The following is a 15,984-nucleotide window of genomic DNA, read 5'->3' on the forward strand; positions in this document are numbered from 1 at the left end:
CTAAAATCTATAGGTTGCTGTCAGAATAAAGTTTCTGGGTGCACCCGGAAATAGACGAGTATAATTCTGAGCTCCAATCCAGTAGGTTTTGTCCAGTACATTATTGCAATTAAGAGCTACTTGCATATTGCTTTTTCCAGGTGTATAATAAACTGCAGCATCAAATACAGAAAAAGCAGGTACTTCGAAATCTCTTGAGAACCAGGGAATGCGACTTCCTTGTGCCTGCATACCTAATCCTATGCCGAGATCTTTCAAAACAGATGATTCACCAAAATTATAGCGAGTCCATATATTGCCACTGTGCCTGGGTGTATTCTCTTTACGCTTTCCGATCAATTCCTCATTCCGATCCATCACAATTGTTGCATCAATAAAGCTGTAGGATGCATTGATCTGCCAGTTAGAACGAATATACCCTGCGATATCCACTTCAAACCCACGACTTCGGTCGGCACCCCTCTGCACAAGTAAATCAGGGTTGTTCGGATCATTGGCATTCATGAGAATATTCTTCTGATTGATCTCATAGATTGCGGAATTAATGGTAATTCTGCCTTTTACTAAGGTAGCTTTCATCCCGATTTCTTTTAAATCACTGATCAATGGTTTAAACTGAGCAGCAGATTGATCTGTCCACGTATAACCACCTGTACTTGGCATCAACGTAACCGTATTGGATTGAGGCTGGTACCCTTGCAGATAGGTTCCATACACATTTACACTCTGGCTCACTTCAAATGTTACACCTATTCGGGGAATCAGAGCAGCGTTGGAAAAAGATGCCTCTTTAGGAGCATTGTAGTTTGTAATATCTTCAAACCATTCATTTCGCAAACTCAATAATGCAGAGAACTTACCTATCCGGATTTGTTCCTGTATATAAACTGCCTGCGTTTTAGTTAATGCAGAAGGGATAGCCGTCCTGGCATTAAGTAGGTATTCATTCAGATTGCGAATAGTATAAGTTGGATTATTCAGGTCAAAATAATTTACATTGGGACGTGGCAATATCTTATCACCAACTGTAATTGTCTGGTAATTGCCAGCATTCGTTTTAATAAAACTTCCTGTCACTGAGCCATCTTTCAGTAAAAATCCACGGGCAGCATTTTGTCCTCCCCCTTTCAGCTTGTACCAGTACTGCATATCGTATCCGGCTACCAGTTTGTGCGAAGTTTTTCCAAGCTGAAAATCATAGGTAAAGTAGGCATTGAGGTTATCTGTGCTCCAGAATTGCTTTCGCTGCACAAACTGCATGCTTACCAGACTTGTAACAGCGTTACCTGCTGTATCTGACGCAAAAGCATTGGTGGTACGATGCTCTTGCAAATCTTCTGCCCAGGTCTGCTTCATATAGGAAACATTCACACTTAGTTTCTCTGTGAATTTATGTGCAAAACTCCCCATCAGAATCAACTCTTTGGATTTGAAAAAGTCTGTAGGAGCGGCCAGATTTAAACTAATAGGAGTGCTATTCAGATTGGTCTTTCCTGCTATAGCACCAAAAATGGGTTGTCCTCTATCCAGATTGCCATTCAAATTACTAAAAATTATCTCTGCGTTAATGGCTGTTTTTGTGTTGGGAATGTAGCTGAATGAAGGAGAAATAAGAATAGATTTATTGGATATCAGATCACGATAGGAACGGGCTTCCTGGTAGGCTCCGTTAAGACGATATAACAACGTTTTAGATTCATTTAATGGCCCGGTAAAGTCAAGTGCTCCACGGATAGTGCTAAAGCTACCAGCACCCAAAGTTATCTCTTTACGATCTTCAGCAAGAGGCTTTTTGGTAACCATATTAATACTTCCTCCCGGATCAACACTAGAGAAAGTCACTGATGCGGGCCCCTTTAACACTTCTACTCGTTCAATATTGCTAGTAAGAGGCTGCAAAAAATAATACTGCCGGGTACGCAGGCCATTAATAATCTGCCCTTCCTCGTTCTGACTGATCCCCCGGATTGCATATTGGTTATAAAAGCTGGAAGGAATTACTCCACTGGCTATTTTCACAGCATCTGCCAGTTGGAATGCCTGTCGGTCGGTGATCAACTCCTTGGTTACTGTAGATACAGACTGCGGGAGATCCTTATTTCTAATGGCAATCTTTGTAGCTGAAAAACTATAGTCACTGGTATAATTCCTTTGGGAACGTCCGACAATTTCAACACCCTGCAATTCTGTTGTTTGTGGTATCAATGTAATACTTACTACCAAATCTGCCTGCTGAATAGTCGCAATTTGCTCACTAGTTTGATACCCTACCGAACTAACAATCAAGGAATAAACTTGATTTTGCAGGTTAGTAAACTCAAAATATCCATTTGCATCACTATGTGTTCCTTTTGAGGCAGTACCAGAACTCAACTTAATATTTGCATGTGGAAGTGGTATTCCGGATGGGTCTGTAACTTTTCCGGTAAGCACATGTTGAGCATTTACGATCTGTGAAACAAGGACAAGAAGAAGTAAAAATGGTAACTTTTTAAGCATTAAAGAGGCGGTTTAGTGGTGCTAAGTACAACATAGTTGCAAATATACACATCCAAACCAAAATGCAACACTATTGCAAAATATTTCTTTCAATTCTGAAAATGTGCCTGTCTACGTTTGAGATTCTACTATTGGTATATCTAACTAATAGCAATTCTTCAATATCAAGATGTTGTATATATTTTCCAGGATAAACTTTCATCTTTATATCCAATACGAGAAGAAAAAACTACTAACAGTAACTCTACAGCTGCGGATCCTGCACAAAACTGAATAGGACTTTTCATAGCGATTACACTTGTTTATAATCTCCACATCGTATTTTTTATTCCAATAACAGGTTTATACTGTCAGCTATCAAAATATAACCAGCCTACATGATTATATATTTTCTCAGAAATATTACATAATAAATAATCTTTTATCAGTTTCCAAGCACTTACCTATCGCCTAAATAGGTTATCTATGAATGAAAGTATATGTAAAAAGCTATGGAATATTTTAAAGAAGATTATCTAACTCTTTCCTATAACGAAAGCTTGAATCTGGTTACGGCTGTATGGGATATGAAGTTTGTTAAGGCAGATCTATTTAAGAAAGGTGCACTGGCAGGATTAGAGCTATTAGTCCAAAAACAGTCAACAGCTTATCTGATAGATACAAGCCAGATGGGAGTTCTCTCACTGGAGTTGCAACGATGGATACAGTCACAGATAGAGATCTACACAACCAAAATGAACCTGCGCTATGTAGCCACTGTAGTAGGCAAAGATGTATTCAATAAAGTGGCAGCCAAAAATATACAAAACCACGCAGAAAAGAAACAGGAAGAAGCAGGCAAAACTGTTATCACAGAGTTTTTTCAAAACCGTACAGATGCTATTCACTGGATCTCAGGTCTGAACATACACAAAGCAGCCTGACATATTCTCCAATTTTATCCTTAACCACCTATATCATACAACAGGAGTTGCAGGAACAAGTTGCTTACTCCTTTGTACTTATGTACTTATCTTTTACCCTTACCTTATCCCTGATTATGGAACCTATACATTTTCAGAGAGCCAGTGGCTCTGTCTATTGTACAATCCGGTATGATGAAAGAGAACAGTGTCTATGTGACAGTTGGGATGGAAAGTTTGGCACACAAGATAATTTCCAGAAAGTAATTCAGAAAACAGCTGACCTGATCACCCAAAATAAAATCACCAAGTTGTTAAGCGATCAATCCAGAATGGAAGGCTCATATGATGGCTCCAATCAATGGATAGAGCAGGAAATAATTCCGGTTGTGATCAAACATCTCAAACGACATGCTATTGTTTTACCTAAAAATATCTTTGCTAATCTGTCAGCCAAAGATTATGTAAAACAGCAAGGAAAATATGAAGTACGCTTATTCGGCAGTGTTGAAGATGCCCGCAAATGGATTGCCTGATTTTGGATATTCAGAAATAGAATTAATGCCATTTCCTACACAAGTATATAGATCAATCCCCTGCAACAGGATACCCTATAGGTATTCTGTTTATGTTATAAGTCTAATCACATTTGATTAAAACACTCACAGTCAACCAAATAATTCAAACTATGGCTAAATACAGGTGTGTATAATTGTATAATTTGTAGCAACTCCTTCTTCTATCATAAAAAACCCCTGGATATATGATGGCCATACATCCAGAGGATTATCAAAAAAATATAGTAGTTTATAGTAATGCGCCCAGTGCTTCTTTTGTAAAGCCTTTCAGTTCAGCAGTACGTTCATCTCGAATCTTTTCTACCCAATTTGGATCTGCCAGTAATGAACGTCCTACTGCAGCCAGATCAAATTCTCCTCTATCCATACGTTCCAATAACTGTTCTATAGACTGAGGCTGTGAGCTTTCTCCTTTGAAAGCAGCCAGAAATTCTCCACTCAATCCAATTGAGCCTACTGTAATTGTAGCTTTACCAGTTAGCTTTTTAGCCCAACCCGCAAAGTTTAAATCTGATCCATCAAATTCAGAATCCCAGAAACGCCGTTGCGAACAATGGAAAATATCCACTCCGGCATCAGCAAGAGGTGTCAACCAAGCTTCCATTTCCTGTGGAGTTTTTGTCAATTTAAAGGTATAATCCTGAGGCTTCCATTGAGATAAACGAAGAATAATAGTAAAATCCTCGCCTACACGCCGACGAACTTCTTTTATTACTTCAATTGCAAATTTGCTACGTTCTACTACTGTTTTTCCACCAAATTCATCTGTACGAAGATTGGTTCCTTCCCAGAAAAACTGATCAATCAGATACCCGTGTGCGCCATGCAATTCCACGCAGTCAAAACCTAAACGTTTAGCATCTGCTGCAGCCTGACCAAAAGCAGCAATAGTATCATAGATGTCCTTTTCAGTCATGGTCACACCATTGGTAAAGTCAGGCTTGTTTAATCCAGACGGACCTTCAAACGGTACTGGTGGTACCCATCCAGAATGATGATTATACATCACCCCCATATGCCATATCTGTGGCCCCATCTGACCACCTGCCTGATGCACACCTTGTATCACTTTTTGCCATCCTTTTAAAGATTCCTCTCCATAAAAATGAGGGATGTTTGGATCATTGGAAGACGAAGGACGATTAATTACTGTACCTTCTGATAAAATCAATCCTACCTGAGCTGCTGCACGTTTGCTGTAATAAGTTGCTACCTCTTCTGTAGGAATACCATTAGGTGAAAAAGAACGTGTCATGGGAGCCATGACAATACGGTTTCTCAAATGCAATGATTTCAACGTAAATGGCTGAAACAATATATCTTTTTTCATGGTTAAACTTATGAGTTTACATACAAACCAATACCATCATAGTGGATGGAACTGATTTGGCCCTTGGGAAAACACTAATCGGCAATTCGGTAAAATCCGATATTTATATTTAAATAAAATACAAGTGGTCATTCAGTTAGATTTCGTTCTGAATGAATTTCTCCAATAACTTTATCCCCTCTTCATTGCGTTTATAATAGGTCCACTGGCCTACCCGTGTAGCTGTTACCAATCCGGTTCTTTGTAACAAAGACAGATATTCAGATACTGTAGACTGACTCAATCCACATTTTATCTGTATCTGCCCTACACATACTCCATGGCAATCTAAAGACATTTGTTCCTGCGCAGGAAAATGGGTTTCCGGATCTTTAAGCCACGATAAAATTTGCAATCGGGTTTTATTGGATAATGCTTTAAATACTTCTACCGAATCCATAGCACAAACATATCGACTTTTTCCGATATAACAATATATTCCGAAAAAAATTGATTAAACTATTAAATAGGAATAAAAGCATCTCATCACCAGACAGATAAAATAACACATTACTCAACCTTTGTTTATATATACAGATCTGTTAAAAGCAACGTATCTGATATACGTTCTATACATTCTTCATAAAGAATGTTTTTTATAAAGATCAAATTCGAACAATTGTCTTTCATTTTCAGCTAAGTTCCATAAAAATGCCTACCTTTCCGTGCTTTTTTCTCTACCTTTGTGTCACATAAGAGAAGCAGGATTAGTTATTTTTTGCATATAGTTCTCAACAATTCAATTTGAATGGAATACGAAGTTGTCATCGGATTGGAAGTACACTGTCAACTGCTAACCAACACCAAGATCTTTGCAGCTGATGCCGTTGTATTTGGCGATGCCCCTAATACTCATATCAGTGTCATTACCTTAGGTTATCCTGGAACATTGCCTAAACTCAACAAGAAAGCAGTAGAATTTGCGATTAAGATGGGATTAGCATGTGGTTCTGAAATTACACGATACAATGTATTTGCCCGCAAAAATTATTTTTATCCTGATCTTCCGAAAGGCTATCAGATTTCACAGGACAAGACCCCTATCTGTGTAGGCGGAGGTGTAACTATCAAAACCAAAAATGGTGAACAGTTTATCCAACTACACCATATACATCTGGAAGAAGATGCAGGGAAGTCGATACACTCTGAAGAAGAAACAGATACTCTCTTAGATTATAATCGTGCAGGTACAGCTTTGATTGAGATTGTAACTGATCCAGTAATGAAAACATCTGAAGAAGCTGCTGCTTATCTGACGGAAGTGCGTAAACTGGTACGTTATTTGGAGATCTGTGATGGGAATATGGAAGAAGGCTCCCTACGCTGTGATGCCAATATTTCGATAATGCCCAAAGGAAGTACAGTATTGGGAACAAAGGTAGAGGTCAAGAACATGAACTCCATCCGGAACGTGCAACGGGCAATTGATGTGGAAATCGAACGTCAGAAGCGTGCTGTAGCGAATGGAGAGAAAATTATTCAGGAAACCCGCCTATTTGATGTTACAGATGGCAGAACATATTCTATGCGTACTAAAGAAACTATGAACGACTATCGTTATTTCCCTGATCCGGATCTGGCACCTTTCGTTGTTTCAGAGGAATGGCTGGCAGACATTAAGGCACAAATGCCTGCACTTCCACACGAATTGCATGAGAAATTCGTTACTACCTATAAATTACCTGAGTATGATGCCACAGTGTTAACAGACACCAAAGAAGTAGCTTTATATTTTGACAAAGTATGTAGTCATACAACCAACTACAAAGCAGCCTCAAACTGGGTGATGGGACAAATCAAATCGTATCTAAATGAAAATCATCTGGATATAACTCAATTTCCGATAAGTCCGGAAACTTTGTCAGGTTTGATTGAGTTAATTGATAAAGATAAAATTAGCCACACCATAGCTGCACATCAGGTATTTCCGTTGCTGATTCAACAGCCTGGCAAAACTGCACAACAGATTGCAGAAGAAAATAACCTGCTGAAACAGAATGACGACAATGCCTTACAAACTATCATCAACGAAGTACTGGCAGCAAACCCACAAAAAGTAAAAGAGTATAAATTTGACGGAAAAAAAAATCTGGTAGGAATGTTTATGGGTGAAGTGATGAAAAAATCTGGAGGAAAAGCCGATCCTAAACTAGCCAATCAACTACTAATTAAGACATTATCTGAAAATTAGTAGATATGTTCTCTAGTCCGCTCTAACCCTGTTTAATCATATACCGATAGTCAATGTTTATAGTATATAAAATCATGAAAAAAATTGCTCTTCTATCACTCTTCTGGATGCTTGTAATTGCCTGTGCAGGCCATGCAGCCAATGAAGTATCTGCCAATGAGCCTCAGGGAGACGGCTATGTCATTACAGGAAAAGTTAGCTTTCCATTAAGCAAAGCCAAGGTACAATTATGGAAAATTCAGGACAACAAGTTGGTTCCAGTCGATTCAGCAGGTCTGGATAAAAATAATATGTTCACATTCAAGGGTACAGTCAAAGAACCAGATTTCTACGTGTTGAATTTTTACAATACACAAAAGGTGTTGATTGTTCTTGAAAACAAGAATTTGACTGTTAATGTGGATGGTAACAAACCTACAGGAGCAGTTTCTATGAGTGGTACTCCTGCAATGGATGACTTACAAAAAGTTACAACCTGGATGAATGAGGCACAACAAAAGGTAGGAGCTCTCCAGAAAGAAATGCAGGAGGCAGCACTTAGTAAAAGCGAAAGCGGACGCCGGAATGTAGAAAAGAAGCTTAATCACATGCGCGAAGAGAACCTGAAACAGTTTAAATCTATTGTATCTCAGATGCAACCAGGCTTATCTCAATGGTATGCATTAAATACAGGCGTTTTAAATCCGGAAGAAGAATATAAATATCTGCTTCCTATTGTTACCAATATCAAAAAATCAATGGCAACTTCTAAGTATGCCAAAGAAATAGATGGTTACGCAGCTCAACTGGAAGAATTCAGCAAAGCCCTTCAGGTTGGTCAGAATGCTCCGGAAATTGCATTAAATGATACGGATGGCAATGTACTGAAGTTATCATCTCTTCGTGGCAAATATGTTTTGATTGATTTCTGGGCAAGCTGGTGTGGACCTTGCCGTATGGAAAATCCGAATGTAGTACGTATTTACAACAAGTATAAAGATAAAAACTTCGAAATCTTTGGTGTTTCACTGGATAGGGAAAAGAAAGACTGGCTGGGAGCTATTGAAAAAGACCAATTAACATGGAAGCATGTATCCGATTTGAAGTTCTGGTCATCTGAAGGAGCCAAAGCCTATGGAGTTCGTTCTATTCCTGCCACCTATCTTATTGATCCTAACGGCAAGATTATTGCAAAAAATCTCAGAGGCGAATCTCTGGAAGCTAAACTGGGTGAGATTCTGGGAGAAGCTAAATAAAATAAAAATAATAGGTCTTATAACATAAGAAGCCCCGGCTATTGCTAGTCGGGGCTTCTTATATATTATATCAGAGATTCAAAGCTTAGGACTTTCCCCCTGCAACTTCCATCCGAACAGGACGACCTTTGATTGTATTATTTTCCATTCCCTTGATTACTTTAGGAACGTCTTGTTTTTTCACTTCTACAAAGGAATATTTTTCGTAGATGTCTATCTGTCCAATATTATCATAAGCCACTCCGGTCTCACCAGTTAAAGCTCCTACAATATCATTTGGACGAACTCTGTCCATCTTTCCTACATTGACAAATAAACGAACCATATCTTTATTGCCACTACCACGACGATCACGTTGCTCTCCATTGCTACGATCAGAACGTCTGTCGCCACCACGACGATCTCTGTCACGATCAAAACCGCCTCTGCGATCATCCCGTCCGTTGTTACGGTCTTTGAAGCGTGGCTTTTCATAAGAATCCAGCAGATCAGCATCATCATAAGTACTATTCTGTGCTCCCATGTTGATCTTGATCAAAGCCTTGATAATATCTTCAGTTGACATCCCCGCATGATGTAACGGTTCAATCATATCTGCAAATATATCCAGTTCCCCTTCATCTACTACTTGCTTGATGCGATCTATAAATTTAGCCTTCTTCACTCCTACTACATCTGCGAAAGAAGGTACTACACCACGTTCAATACGTTTTTTAGTATAGGTTTCTATTTCGCGTAAACGATAAAACTCTTTTCCTACTACAAAAGTGAAGGCTTTACCAGACTTCCCGGCACGACCTGTACGGCCAATACGGTGTACATAATATTCTGGGTCTAATGGAATATCGTAGTTAAATACGGCATCTACACCTGACACATCAATACCGCGGGCAGCCACATCAGTTGCAACCAGAATAGTAGCATTTCCTGCACGAAACTTGGTCATTACCTGATTACGGGCCTGCTGGCGCATATCTCCATGTAATCCTTCTGCACCATAATCTCTACGAATCAGTTCTTCTACTACTTCATCAACCTTACTTTTCATGTTACAGAAAACAACAATCTGTTGTAACTGATACAGATCAATGAGGCGACACATTACTTCGATTTTAGCCTTAGCTTTGATTTCAAAGAACAACTGCTCAATATTTTCGGCAGTTAACTCATTACGCACCACTTTTACAATAGCTGGATCATGCTGAAAACGTTTGGTCAGTTGCATGATCTCTTTAGACATAGTAGCTGAGAACAGTAATGTCTGGCGTTCTTCTGGTAGTTGCTCCAGAATACCTTCAATATCGTCCCGGAATCCCATGTCCAGCATTTCATCTGCTTCATCCAGAATGGCAATCTTTACATTATCCAGCTTCAACGTTTTACGCTCTAAGTGATCAATTACACGACCAGGAGTACCTACTACTACCTGAGCACCTTCACGTAAAGCACGAATCTGACGGTCAATAGGATCCCCACCATATACAGTCACACAACGAATATTCAGATACTTGGAAAGACGTTTTAACTCTTCAGTCACCTGCACAGCCAATTCACGGGTTGGACAAAGAATCAATGCCTGTGTATTTCTTTTGCTGCCATCGATCTGCTCCAGTGCAGGAATTCCAAATGCAGCTGTTTTTCCCGTTCCTGTTTGTGCCAGACCAATAACATCACGGCCTTCTAAAGCAACAGGAATAGCTTCGGATTGAATGGGCGACGCTTCTTCAAAGCCCATGTCAGTAACAGCACGCTGAATTTCTTCGGAGAGGGGTAATTCTGAGAATTTAATTTTTTGCATTTTAAACTTTTGATTAATTGGATTAAGAATGCCATGATATGTGATTTTTACCGCTAGATGCTTGATTAAAGGAAAGCATGGGATTAAAAGTCAAAATCGTGGCCATCCAAAAATCACCTGAATCATGGTTCAGAAAACATGAAACCCATCTGACAGCCAAACATTTCGGAGAAAAATCCAATATTTCCCGCTATCTGATGGATTCTAAGAACTTTTTTGCAAAGATAGTGAAATATTTGAATTCACGAATATGGAAATTTTATTCCATCCGCATCTATATGTAAAATCCAACTCACATGCATCTCTTACATGCTAACCATAAAAGAATCTATTACGTTCCCGGGTTGATAAGTCTGCTTGTATTACCATTCTTATTAGGGAAGATATATTTTCATGAAAAGGAGAAACAAAATCAGCGAGTAATGAATATTTTCTGGTGGAACCCAGAACTATATGTAAAATATCCAGGCTTTATTTTTAATCCATTCAAAATAAAACGAAACTACACACATATTACCCTTACTGGAGATTATGAGATAGATAAAGTTAAGCTTGATTATTCTCAAATACGAATTCGAGAAATTGTTCAGTCTAAAGATAGTATTAACGGGGTTTTCTTTCATTTTTCAGATACAGCTAAGTACTGGACTTTTGTAAGGGCATTAGATATTTGTAAAATTGAAAATATCAGTGACTACGCACCGTATAAAAATGACTTATGTGTATACTATATCCCACCAGATACTTTGCCCCCATTATGTGGTGGAGTATTTGGAATATATACAGATAACAAACAACAGGTTCCAGAGGAAAAAGAAAAATGGTATCATTCTTTAACTACAGTTCCAGCCATTCAATATCTTATTGCTGGATTTGTAGGATTCGTGATTATAGTTATCGCTAATAAGAAGTAAAAGCAAACATTTACATAGTACAGAATAATCAACACGTTACTATTGAAAACAACTATTAAAGTAGGGTTATTATTAAAATTGAGGGTAAATACTTTTTCTTTATCCTATACTTATTAGCTTAACCTCATTCATTTATAAAACAAATAGGGACAAAAAACATGAGTCATCCAGGATTTTGAGAAAAACAATACCGCATCCTTTAGAAAAAGAGAAGCAAAGGGGTTACAAAGAGAGTTATATTCACTTCAATCGCGAGTGGAAGTGTAGGTGCGCTGGCAATCTTTTCTCCGCGAGGTTGGCCTTTGGCCTTGCGGGTTGAAGGATCGGAGAAAAGGTCCTTTTTTGCTAACGCACAAATCTGGCTCACCAAACTCTCATTTGGTGCCCTGTTTTTTGGACAAGCAAAAAATTAAGAGGCTTGTGGGAGAACAATGAAAGGGACTATAAGCCAACTCAACTAAAGAGATTGCTTAAAAATAAACCAGCGCCTATACTCTTTTTAAAAGAATAGACGCTGGTAAAACTCACATTCCAAATTCTGGATGACTCATATATAGTCATTCACATCTTTCTCAAAATCTTTTATTTCTTCTGTAAAAACATAGTCTGCAAACACTTCCAGAGCAATTTCTTTTTATCAGTATTCAGTTGTAGTTCAAATAAGCTGTCTACCAACAAAATGTCTACACCTTCCACAGAAGCAGTCTTGTATGCTTCCAGTGGAATCTGAATATCCAACTCCCGAAACTCTATCCCAAAGCTAATGATTTGATTGACCACCTTGTCTTTCAAGATTTCAATTAAGGTATCACGTTGAGTGTTGGCATTTACCAGATCTACATCTTCCAGACGAAGTTTAACAGATGATAGAATTTTGCCCAATAGGTCTTTGTCCTCAGGAATCAGAAAATTACCTTGTATATTATTGTAGATAATCACAACCTGGTTCCGATTCTTAGGCAAAGGAGGCGAAGTAATTACTGGAATCTTAGGAATTTCAATGGTTTTACTCTGTGTCTCATATTTTGGAGTCTGAAGCTGCAAGAGTTCAGATTTAGGCTCTTCTACTACCGAAGTACTCATGTCCTCAGGAATAACATAAATTGTTTCTGTAAGCAGAAACTGTAAAGCATTCGTAGTTAACTTTTCTGACATACACGTTGTTCTTTTGCTGCAAAGGTCTGCATTTTTTTACAAAGCTTTGTAGCAAAAGAGAAAATTGCCAGATGATTTTTCTGCAGAGAGTACCTGCCAAGTAATCTAACTTATTGCAGCCGAAAGATAAAGCCTGTCTGCATCCCCCAAACATTTATATCACTGTAATAGCGTTGAAATATTCCGCCAAGGGTGCCATATCCTTTCAATCGATGCCATTGAAATAGTTGATATTCCACTCGGGCGTTGATTTCCCGACGAGGCATGATACCAAAATGAGATTCCGTAGCACGATACTCCAGGCCGCCACCTAGCTTACCTTCTTTCAATCGCAAATCACCACCCAGCGTCCATTCAAAATAGGCATTGTGATCACCAAAATTTTCTATCATGGTTCCAAAACCTGCTCTAACTGTAACAGGATGGGTATTTACGAAATTTAGCTGAACAATCTGCCAGTCAAATGTACCTAATGACTTGATCTTTCCTTCCAGTGCATCATCTTCCATCAGGAAGTTATAACGAAAGTCCATAGAGAATAAGCCCCAGTTACCTCTAATACGTGGTAGAAGCCAGTAGTTATCAGGTGGCTGGATACCTACCTGAGGCATTACTTCCAACGAGATGATAGAAGGAATCGTATCTTTTTGATTTAGCTGATACATCTGCCAGAGTATCATTCCTTTCCCAGCTTGCCAGAATGCCCAGAGCGCAAACGCACTATTGTTCCCACTACGAGTATTGTCGCCAGAAGCCCCCCTGCCACTGGAAGGGTGTGAACGAGAAGATTTTTTAATTTTGTCAATTTGACCATATCCCACGCATGACCACAATACTAGAGTGGCGAATAGAAGTGGTTTCAGTGAGTTCATTAGAGTAAATAGTTAACATAAATTGCAGTATAATTACAGATTCTTACAACCTGGGAAATTTGTGATTGACTAAAAGCAATTATCATACCTTTTTTTATACGAAACAATGATATTTATCCAATTTTCTCTAAAGGGTACTTTTCACCAATAATCTCATACAAGTATAGATTATATTACATAGGTGAGTAATACTCAACACCTTATTGCATTCCTGCTACAGACACTGTACTTTCGCTTTCATGCACAAACACATTCTGAATGAACTTAGTACCAAGGGATTAATTTCTGAAACACAAAGTAAACAGATAGAATCCTATGAAACCAGCAAGCCATTTTCCCTACACTGGGAACTGAAAACTGTATTGTACCTGGGTGTTATTTTAATGAACCTTGGGCTGGGTTGGTTAATCTATGACAATATAGACAGTATTGGTCATGGAGTTATCATTGGAGGAATAGCTACTATTTGTATAGCCTGCTTTGCTTATACATATCGCAACAGGGCCCCGTTTTCATGGCAGCAGACAGAAAGTGCTTCTCCTTATTATGACTATGTACTGTTGCTGGGTTGTTTGATGTTCGTGATACTGGAAGGTTATTTACAGTACCAGTATGAGATTTTTGGTACACGTTATGGTCTAGCCGCCTTTATTCCAATGACATTCTTTTTTGGAATAGCGTATTTCTTTGATCATAGAGGTGCACTCTCACTCGCAATTACAGCATTGGCATCATGGCTGGGTATTGCTGTAACACCTGCCGATATTCTAAACAATAATGATTTTGGTGACTCTAAAATTGTGTGGACAGGTGTACTTCTTGGCATTATACTATGTACTCTTGCTTTTGCCAGCGAATACCGGGGCCGAAAAAAACATTTTGCTTTCACTTATCTGAATTTTGGTATCCATATACTCTTTATTGCCAGTTTGAGTGGCTTGATGATTCTGGAGATCTGGGTGGTATTTCTACCTCTACTGATTCTGACAACTGCCTTTTTTATCTGGTATGCCCGTAACCGTGCATCTCTCTATTTTATGGTAGTAGCCCTGATCTATAGTTATATTGCCCTTACGTATCTGGTCTTTCAGATTGATTGGGACTATACAATGGGTGAAGCACTTGTATATTTCTATACACTATATTTTATGACATCATGTGCAGCTGTTATAATTTTTCTGCTTAAGTATAAAACGATTTTACGCATAAATAACACAGAGCAATAAAACCAGAGGCTTACCCATCTTTTTATTTCAACCGGACTTTGCTACAAAAAAATATGCTTGCTTATAACTCTCAATGGCTGAATAATAACCAGATACAGGAACAAACCAAAAATTGGTTTAAAAGGAATCTAATTAGTCAAGAACAGTCCCTGCTCATTCAGCAACACTATCCGGCAGGATTCTATACGCCCAATGCATTTATCCGTATAGGCCTGGGGTTCTTTGCTGCCATTTTGTTGGGAGCAGCTCAGTCTTTTTTCTGGGCAGTCGTAGGTTTGGCATCTGGAGGTGATGGAATGTTTGGTGTAATGGGATTTTTGTACCTTCTGCAGAGTGTAGGGTGCTTTTTTATTCTCGAATCATTTATTAAAAGCCGTCATCATTATGCAAGTGGGATTGACGATATATTATTGTACACAACTGTAGGAGAAATGATTGCAGGAATGTGTTTACTAGCTCCAGAGATGGATGATCCTATCCCTTATCTCTGTATAGGCCTGCCTTTTCTTGTAATAGGAGCAGTCCGTTACATAGATCGGATTCTTACAGTGTTAGTCTATGGTTGTCTGCTAACCATTGTACTGCTTATTGTCAATAAAATACCTGGAATGGCATTGTATCTTTTACCATTTACAGGTATAGGATTTTCACTTGCAGCTTACTTTCTGGTAAAAAAATATCAGAAGTTGTATTCTCTGAGATATTGGTTGGGTAACTTTCAAATAATAGAAATATTGAGTCTGATCACATTCTATCTAAGTGGTAACTTTCTGTTTATCCAAGAAAGTGCTGAAGAGCTTTTTGGATTGCCAGTTGTTCCAATGGGCTGGTTCTTCTGGACTTTCACCCTATCAGTGCCACTTGGCTATATGTATCTGGGTTTGAAAAATAAAGATCGTGGTATGCTTTGGATAGGATTAGGTTGTGTTGCCTTTGCCGTATTCACTTTCCGCACTTATTTTCATGTAATGCCTCTTCCTTATGCAGCTAGTCTGGCAGGTGGGTTTCTATTTGTACTTGCCTATGTAGCCATTCAATATCTGAAAAAAGGGATTCCGGGTTTTACCTATGAACCGGAAGATACAAATAAACCTGTTTTTCTGGAAGCGGAGGCGCTGGTTGTTGCCCAAACATTGGGTCATTCACAAACCCCAGAAAAAGACTTTTCTTTTGGTGGCGGTCAGGTTGGTGGTGGTGGTGCAGGAGGTGATTTTTAAGATTTGTCCTACTTCCCTATAGTGTCAA

13 protein-coding genes are annotated in these 15,984 nt (G+C 38.7%); 7 read left to right on the forward strand and 6 right to left on the reverse strand.

The genetic code is table 11. From position 1 onward, the window contains the following. Positions 1–2,499, reverse strand: coding sequence for a TonB-dependent receptor (locus tag QNI22_RS05300; protein ID WP_314509582.1), 2,499 nt, complete (start codon positions 2,497–2,499; stop codon positions 1–3). Between the two features lie 491 nt (positions 2,500–2,990). Here QNI22_RS05300 and QNI22_RS05305 point away from each other — a divergent pair, with 491 nt between their 5' ends. Further along, complete coding sequence (locus QNI22_RS05305; RefSeq protein WP_314509583.1) at positions 2,991–3,422, forward strand: hypothetical protein; 432 nt, start codon at positions 2,991–2,993, stop codon at positions 3,420–3,422. 80 nt (positions 3,423–3,502) lie between these two features. Then, on the forward strand, positions 3,503–3,937 hold the full coding sequence (locus QNI22_RS05310; RefSeq protein ID WP_314509585.1) for an STAS/SEC14 domain-containing protein: 435 nt from the start codon (positions 3,503–3,505) through the stop codon (positions 3,935–3,937). A 271-nt stretch (positions 3,938–4,208) separates the two neighbouring features. Here the strand turns inward: QNI22_RS05310 and QNI22_RS05315 are convergent, their stop codons facing one another. Together QNI22_RS05315 and QNI22_RS05320 are read right to left on the reverse strand one after the other, a co-directional pair. Then, positions 4,209–5,309 carry an NADH:flavin oxidoreductase gene (locus tag QNI22_RS05315; protein ID WP_314509586.1) on the reverse strand — a complete coding sequence of 367 codons (1,101 nt, stop codon included), beginning with the start codon at positions 5,307–5,309 and terminating at the stop codon, positions 4,209–4,211. Between the two features lie 136 nt (positions 5,310–5,445). Continuing rightward, on the reverse strand, positions 5,446–5,748 hold the full coding sequence (locus QNI22_RS05320) for an ArsR/SmtB family transcription factor (protein ID WP_314509587.1): 303 nt from the start codon (positions 5,746–5,748) through the stop codon (positions 5,446–5,448). A gap of 348 nt (positions 5,749–6,096) precedes the next feature. On the opposite strand from QNI22_RS05320, the gene gatB reads away from it, so the two are divergent. Both gatB and QNI22_RS05330 read left to right on the forward strand, forming a co-directional pair. Next, the gene (gene gatB / locus QNI22_RS05325) at positions 6,097–7,539 is read left to right on the forward strand and encodes an Asp-tRNA(Asn)/Glu-tRNA(Gln) amidotransferase subunit GatB (protein WP_314509588.1); all 1,443 of its coding nucleotides are present in this window, start codon (positions 6,097–6,099) and stop codon (positions 7,537–7,539) included. A 74-nt stretch (positions 7,540–7,613) separates the two neighbouring features. Further along, positions 7,614–8,774: a TlpA disulfide reductase family protein gene (locus QNI22_RS05330; protein WP_314509589.1), complete on the forward strand. Its 1,161-nt coding sequence runs from the start codon at positions 7,614–7,616 to the stop codon at positions 8,772–8,774. A gap of 85 nt (positions 8,775–8,859) precedes the next feature. Here the strand turns inward: QNI22_RS05330 and QNI22_RS05335 are convergent, their stop codons facing one another. Beyond that, positions 8,860–10,572, reverse strand: coding sequence for a DEAD/DEAH box helicase (locus QNI22_RS05335; protein WP_314509590.1), 1,713 nt, complete (start codon positions 10,570–10,572; stop codon positions 8,860–8,862). Positions 10,573–10,868: 296 nt separating this feature from the next. Between QNI22_RS05335 and QNI22_RS05340 the strand changes: the two genes are divergently transcribed. Then, complete coding sequence (locus QNI22_RS05340; RefSeq protein ID WP_314509591.1) at positions 10,869–11,486, forward strand: hypothetical protein; 618 nt, start codon at positions 10,869–10,871, stop codon at positions 11,484–11,486. Between the two features lie 582 nt (positions 11,487–12,068). Here QNI22_RS05340 and QNI22_RS05345 read toward each other — a convergent pair. Together QNI22_RS05345 and QNI22_RS05350 are read right to left on the reverse strand one after the other, a co-directional pair. Next, positions 12,069–12,641, reverse strand: coding sequence for a hypothetical protein (locus tag QNI22_RS05345; protein ID WP_314509592.1), 573 nt, complete (start codon positions 12,639–12,641; stop codon positions 12,069–12,071). 110 nt (positions 12,642–12,751) lie between these two features. Beyond that, the gene (locus QNI22_RS05350; RefSeq protein WP_314509593.1) at positions 12,752–13,513 is read right to left on the reverse strand and encodes a hypothetical protein; all 762 of its coding nucleotides are present in this window, start codon (positions 13,511–13,513) and stop codon (positions 12,752–12,754) included. A gap of 239 nt (positions 13,514–13,752) precedes the next feature. Between QNI22_RS05350 and QNI22_RS05355 the strand changes: the two genes are divergently transcribed. Next, positions 13,753–14,739 (forward strand): DUF2157 domain-containing protein, encoded by a 987-nt coding sequence (locus QNI22_RS05355; RefSeq protein WP_314509594.1) that lies wholly within the window; start codon positions 13,753–13,755, stop codon positions 14,737–14,739. A 53-nt stretch (positions 14,740–14,792) separates the two neighbouring features. Beyond that, positions 14,793–15,956, forward strand: a complete 1,164-nt coding sequence (locus QNI22_RS05360) for a hypothetical protein (RefSeq protein WP_314509595.1) — start codon at positions 14,793–14,795, stop codon at positions 15,954–15,956. Positions 15,957–15,984: the final 28 nt, after the last annotated feature.

The organism is Xanthocytophaga agilis (assembly GCF_030068605.1).
GTDB classification, from domain to species: Bacteria; Bacteroidota; Bacteroidia; order Cytophagales; family 172606-1; genus Xanthocytophaga; species Xanthocytophaga agilis.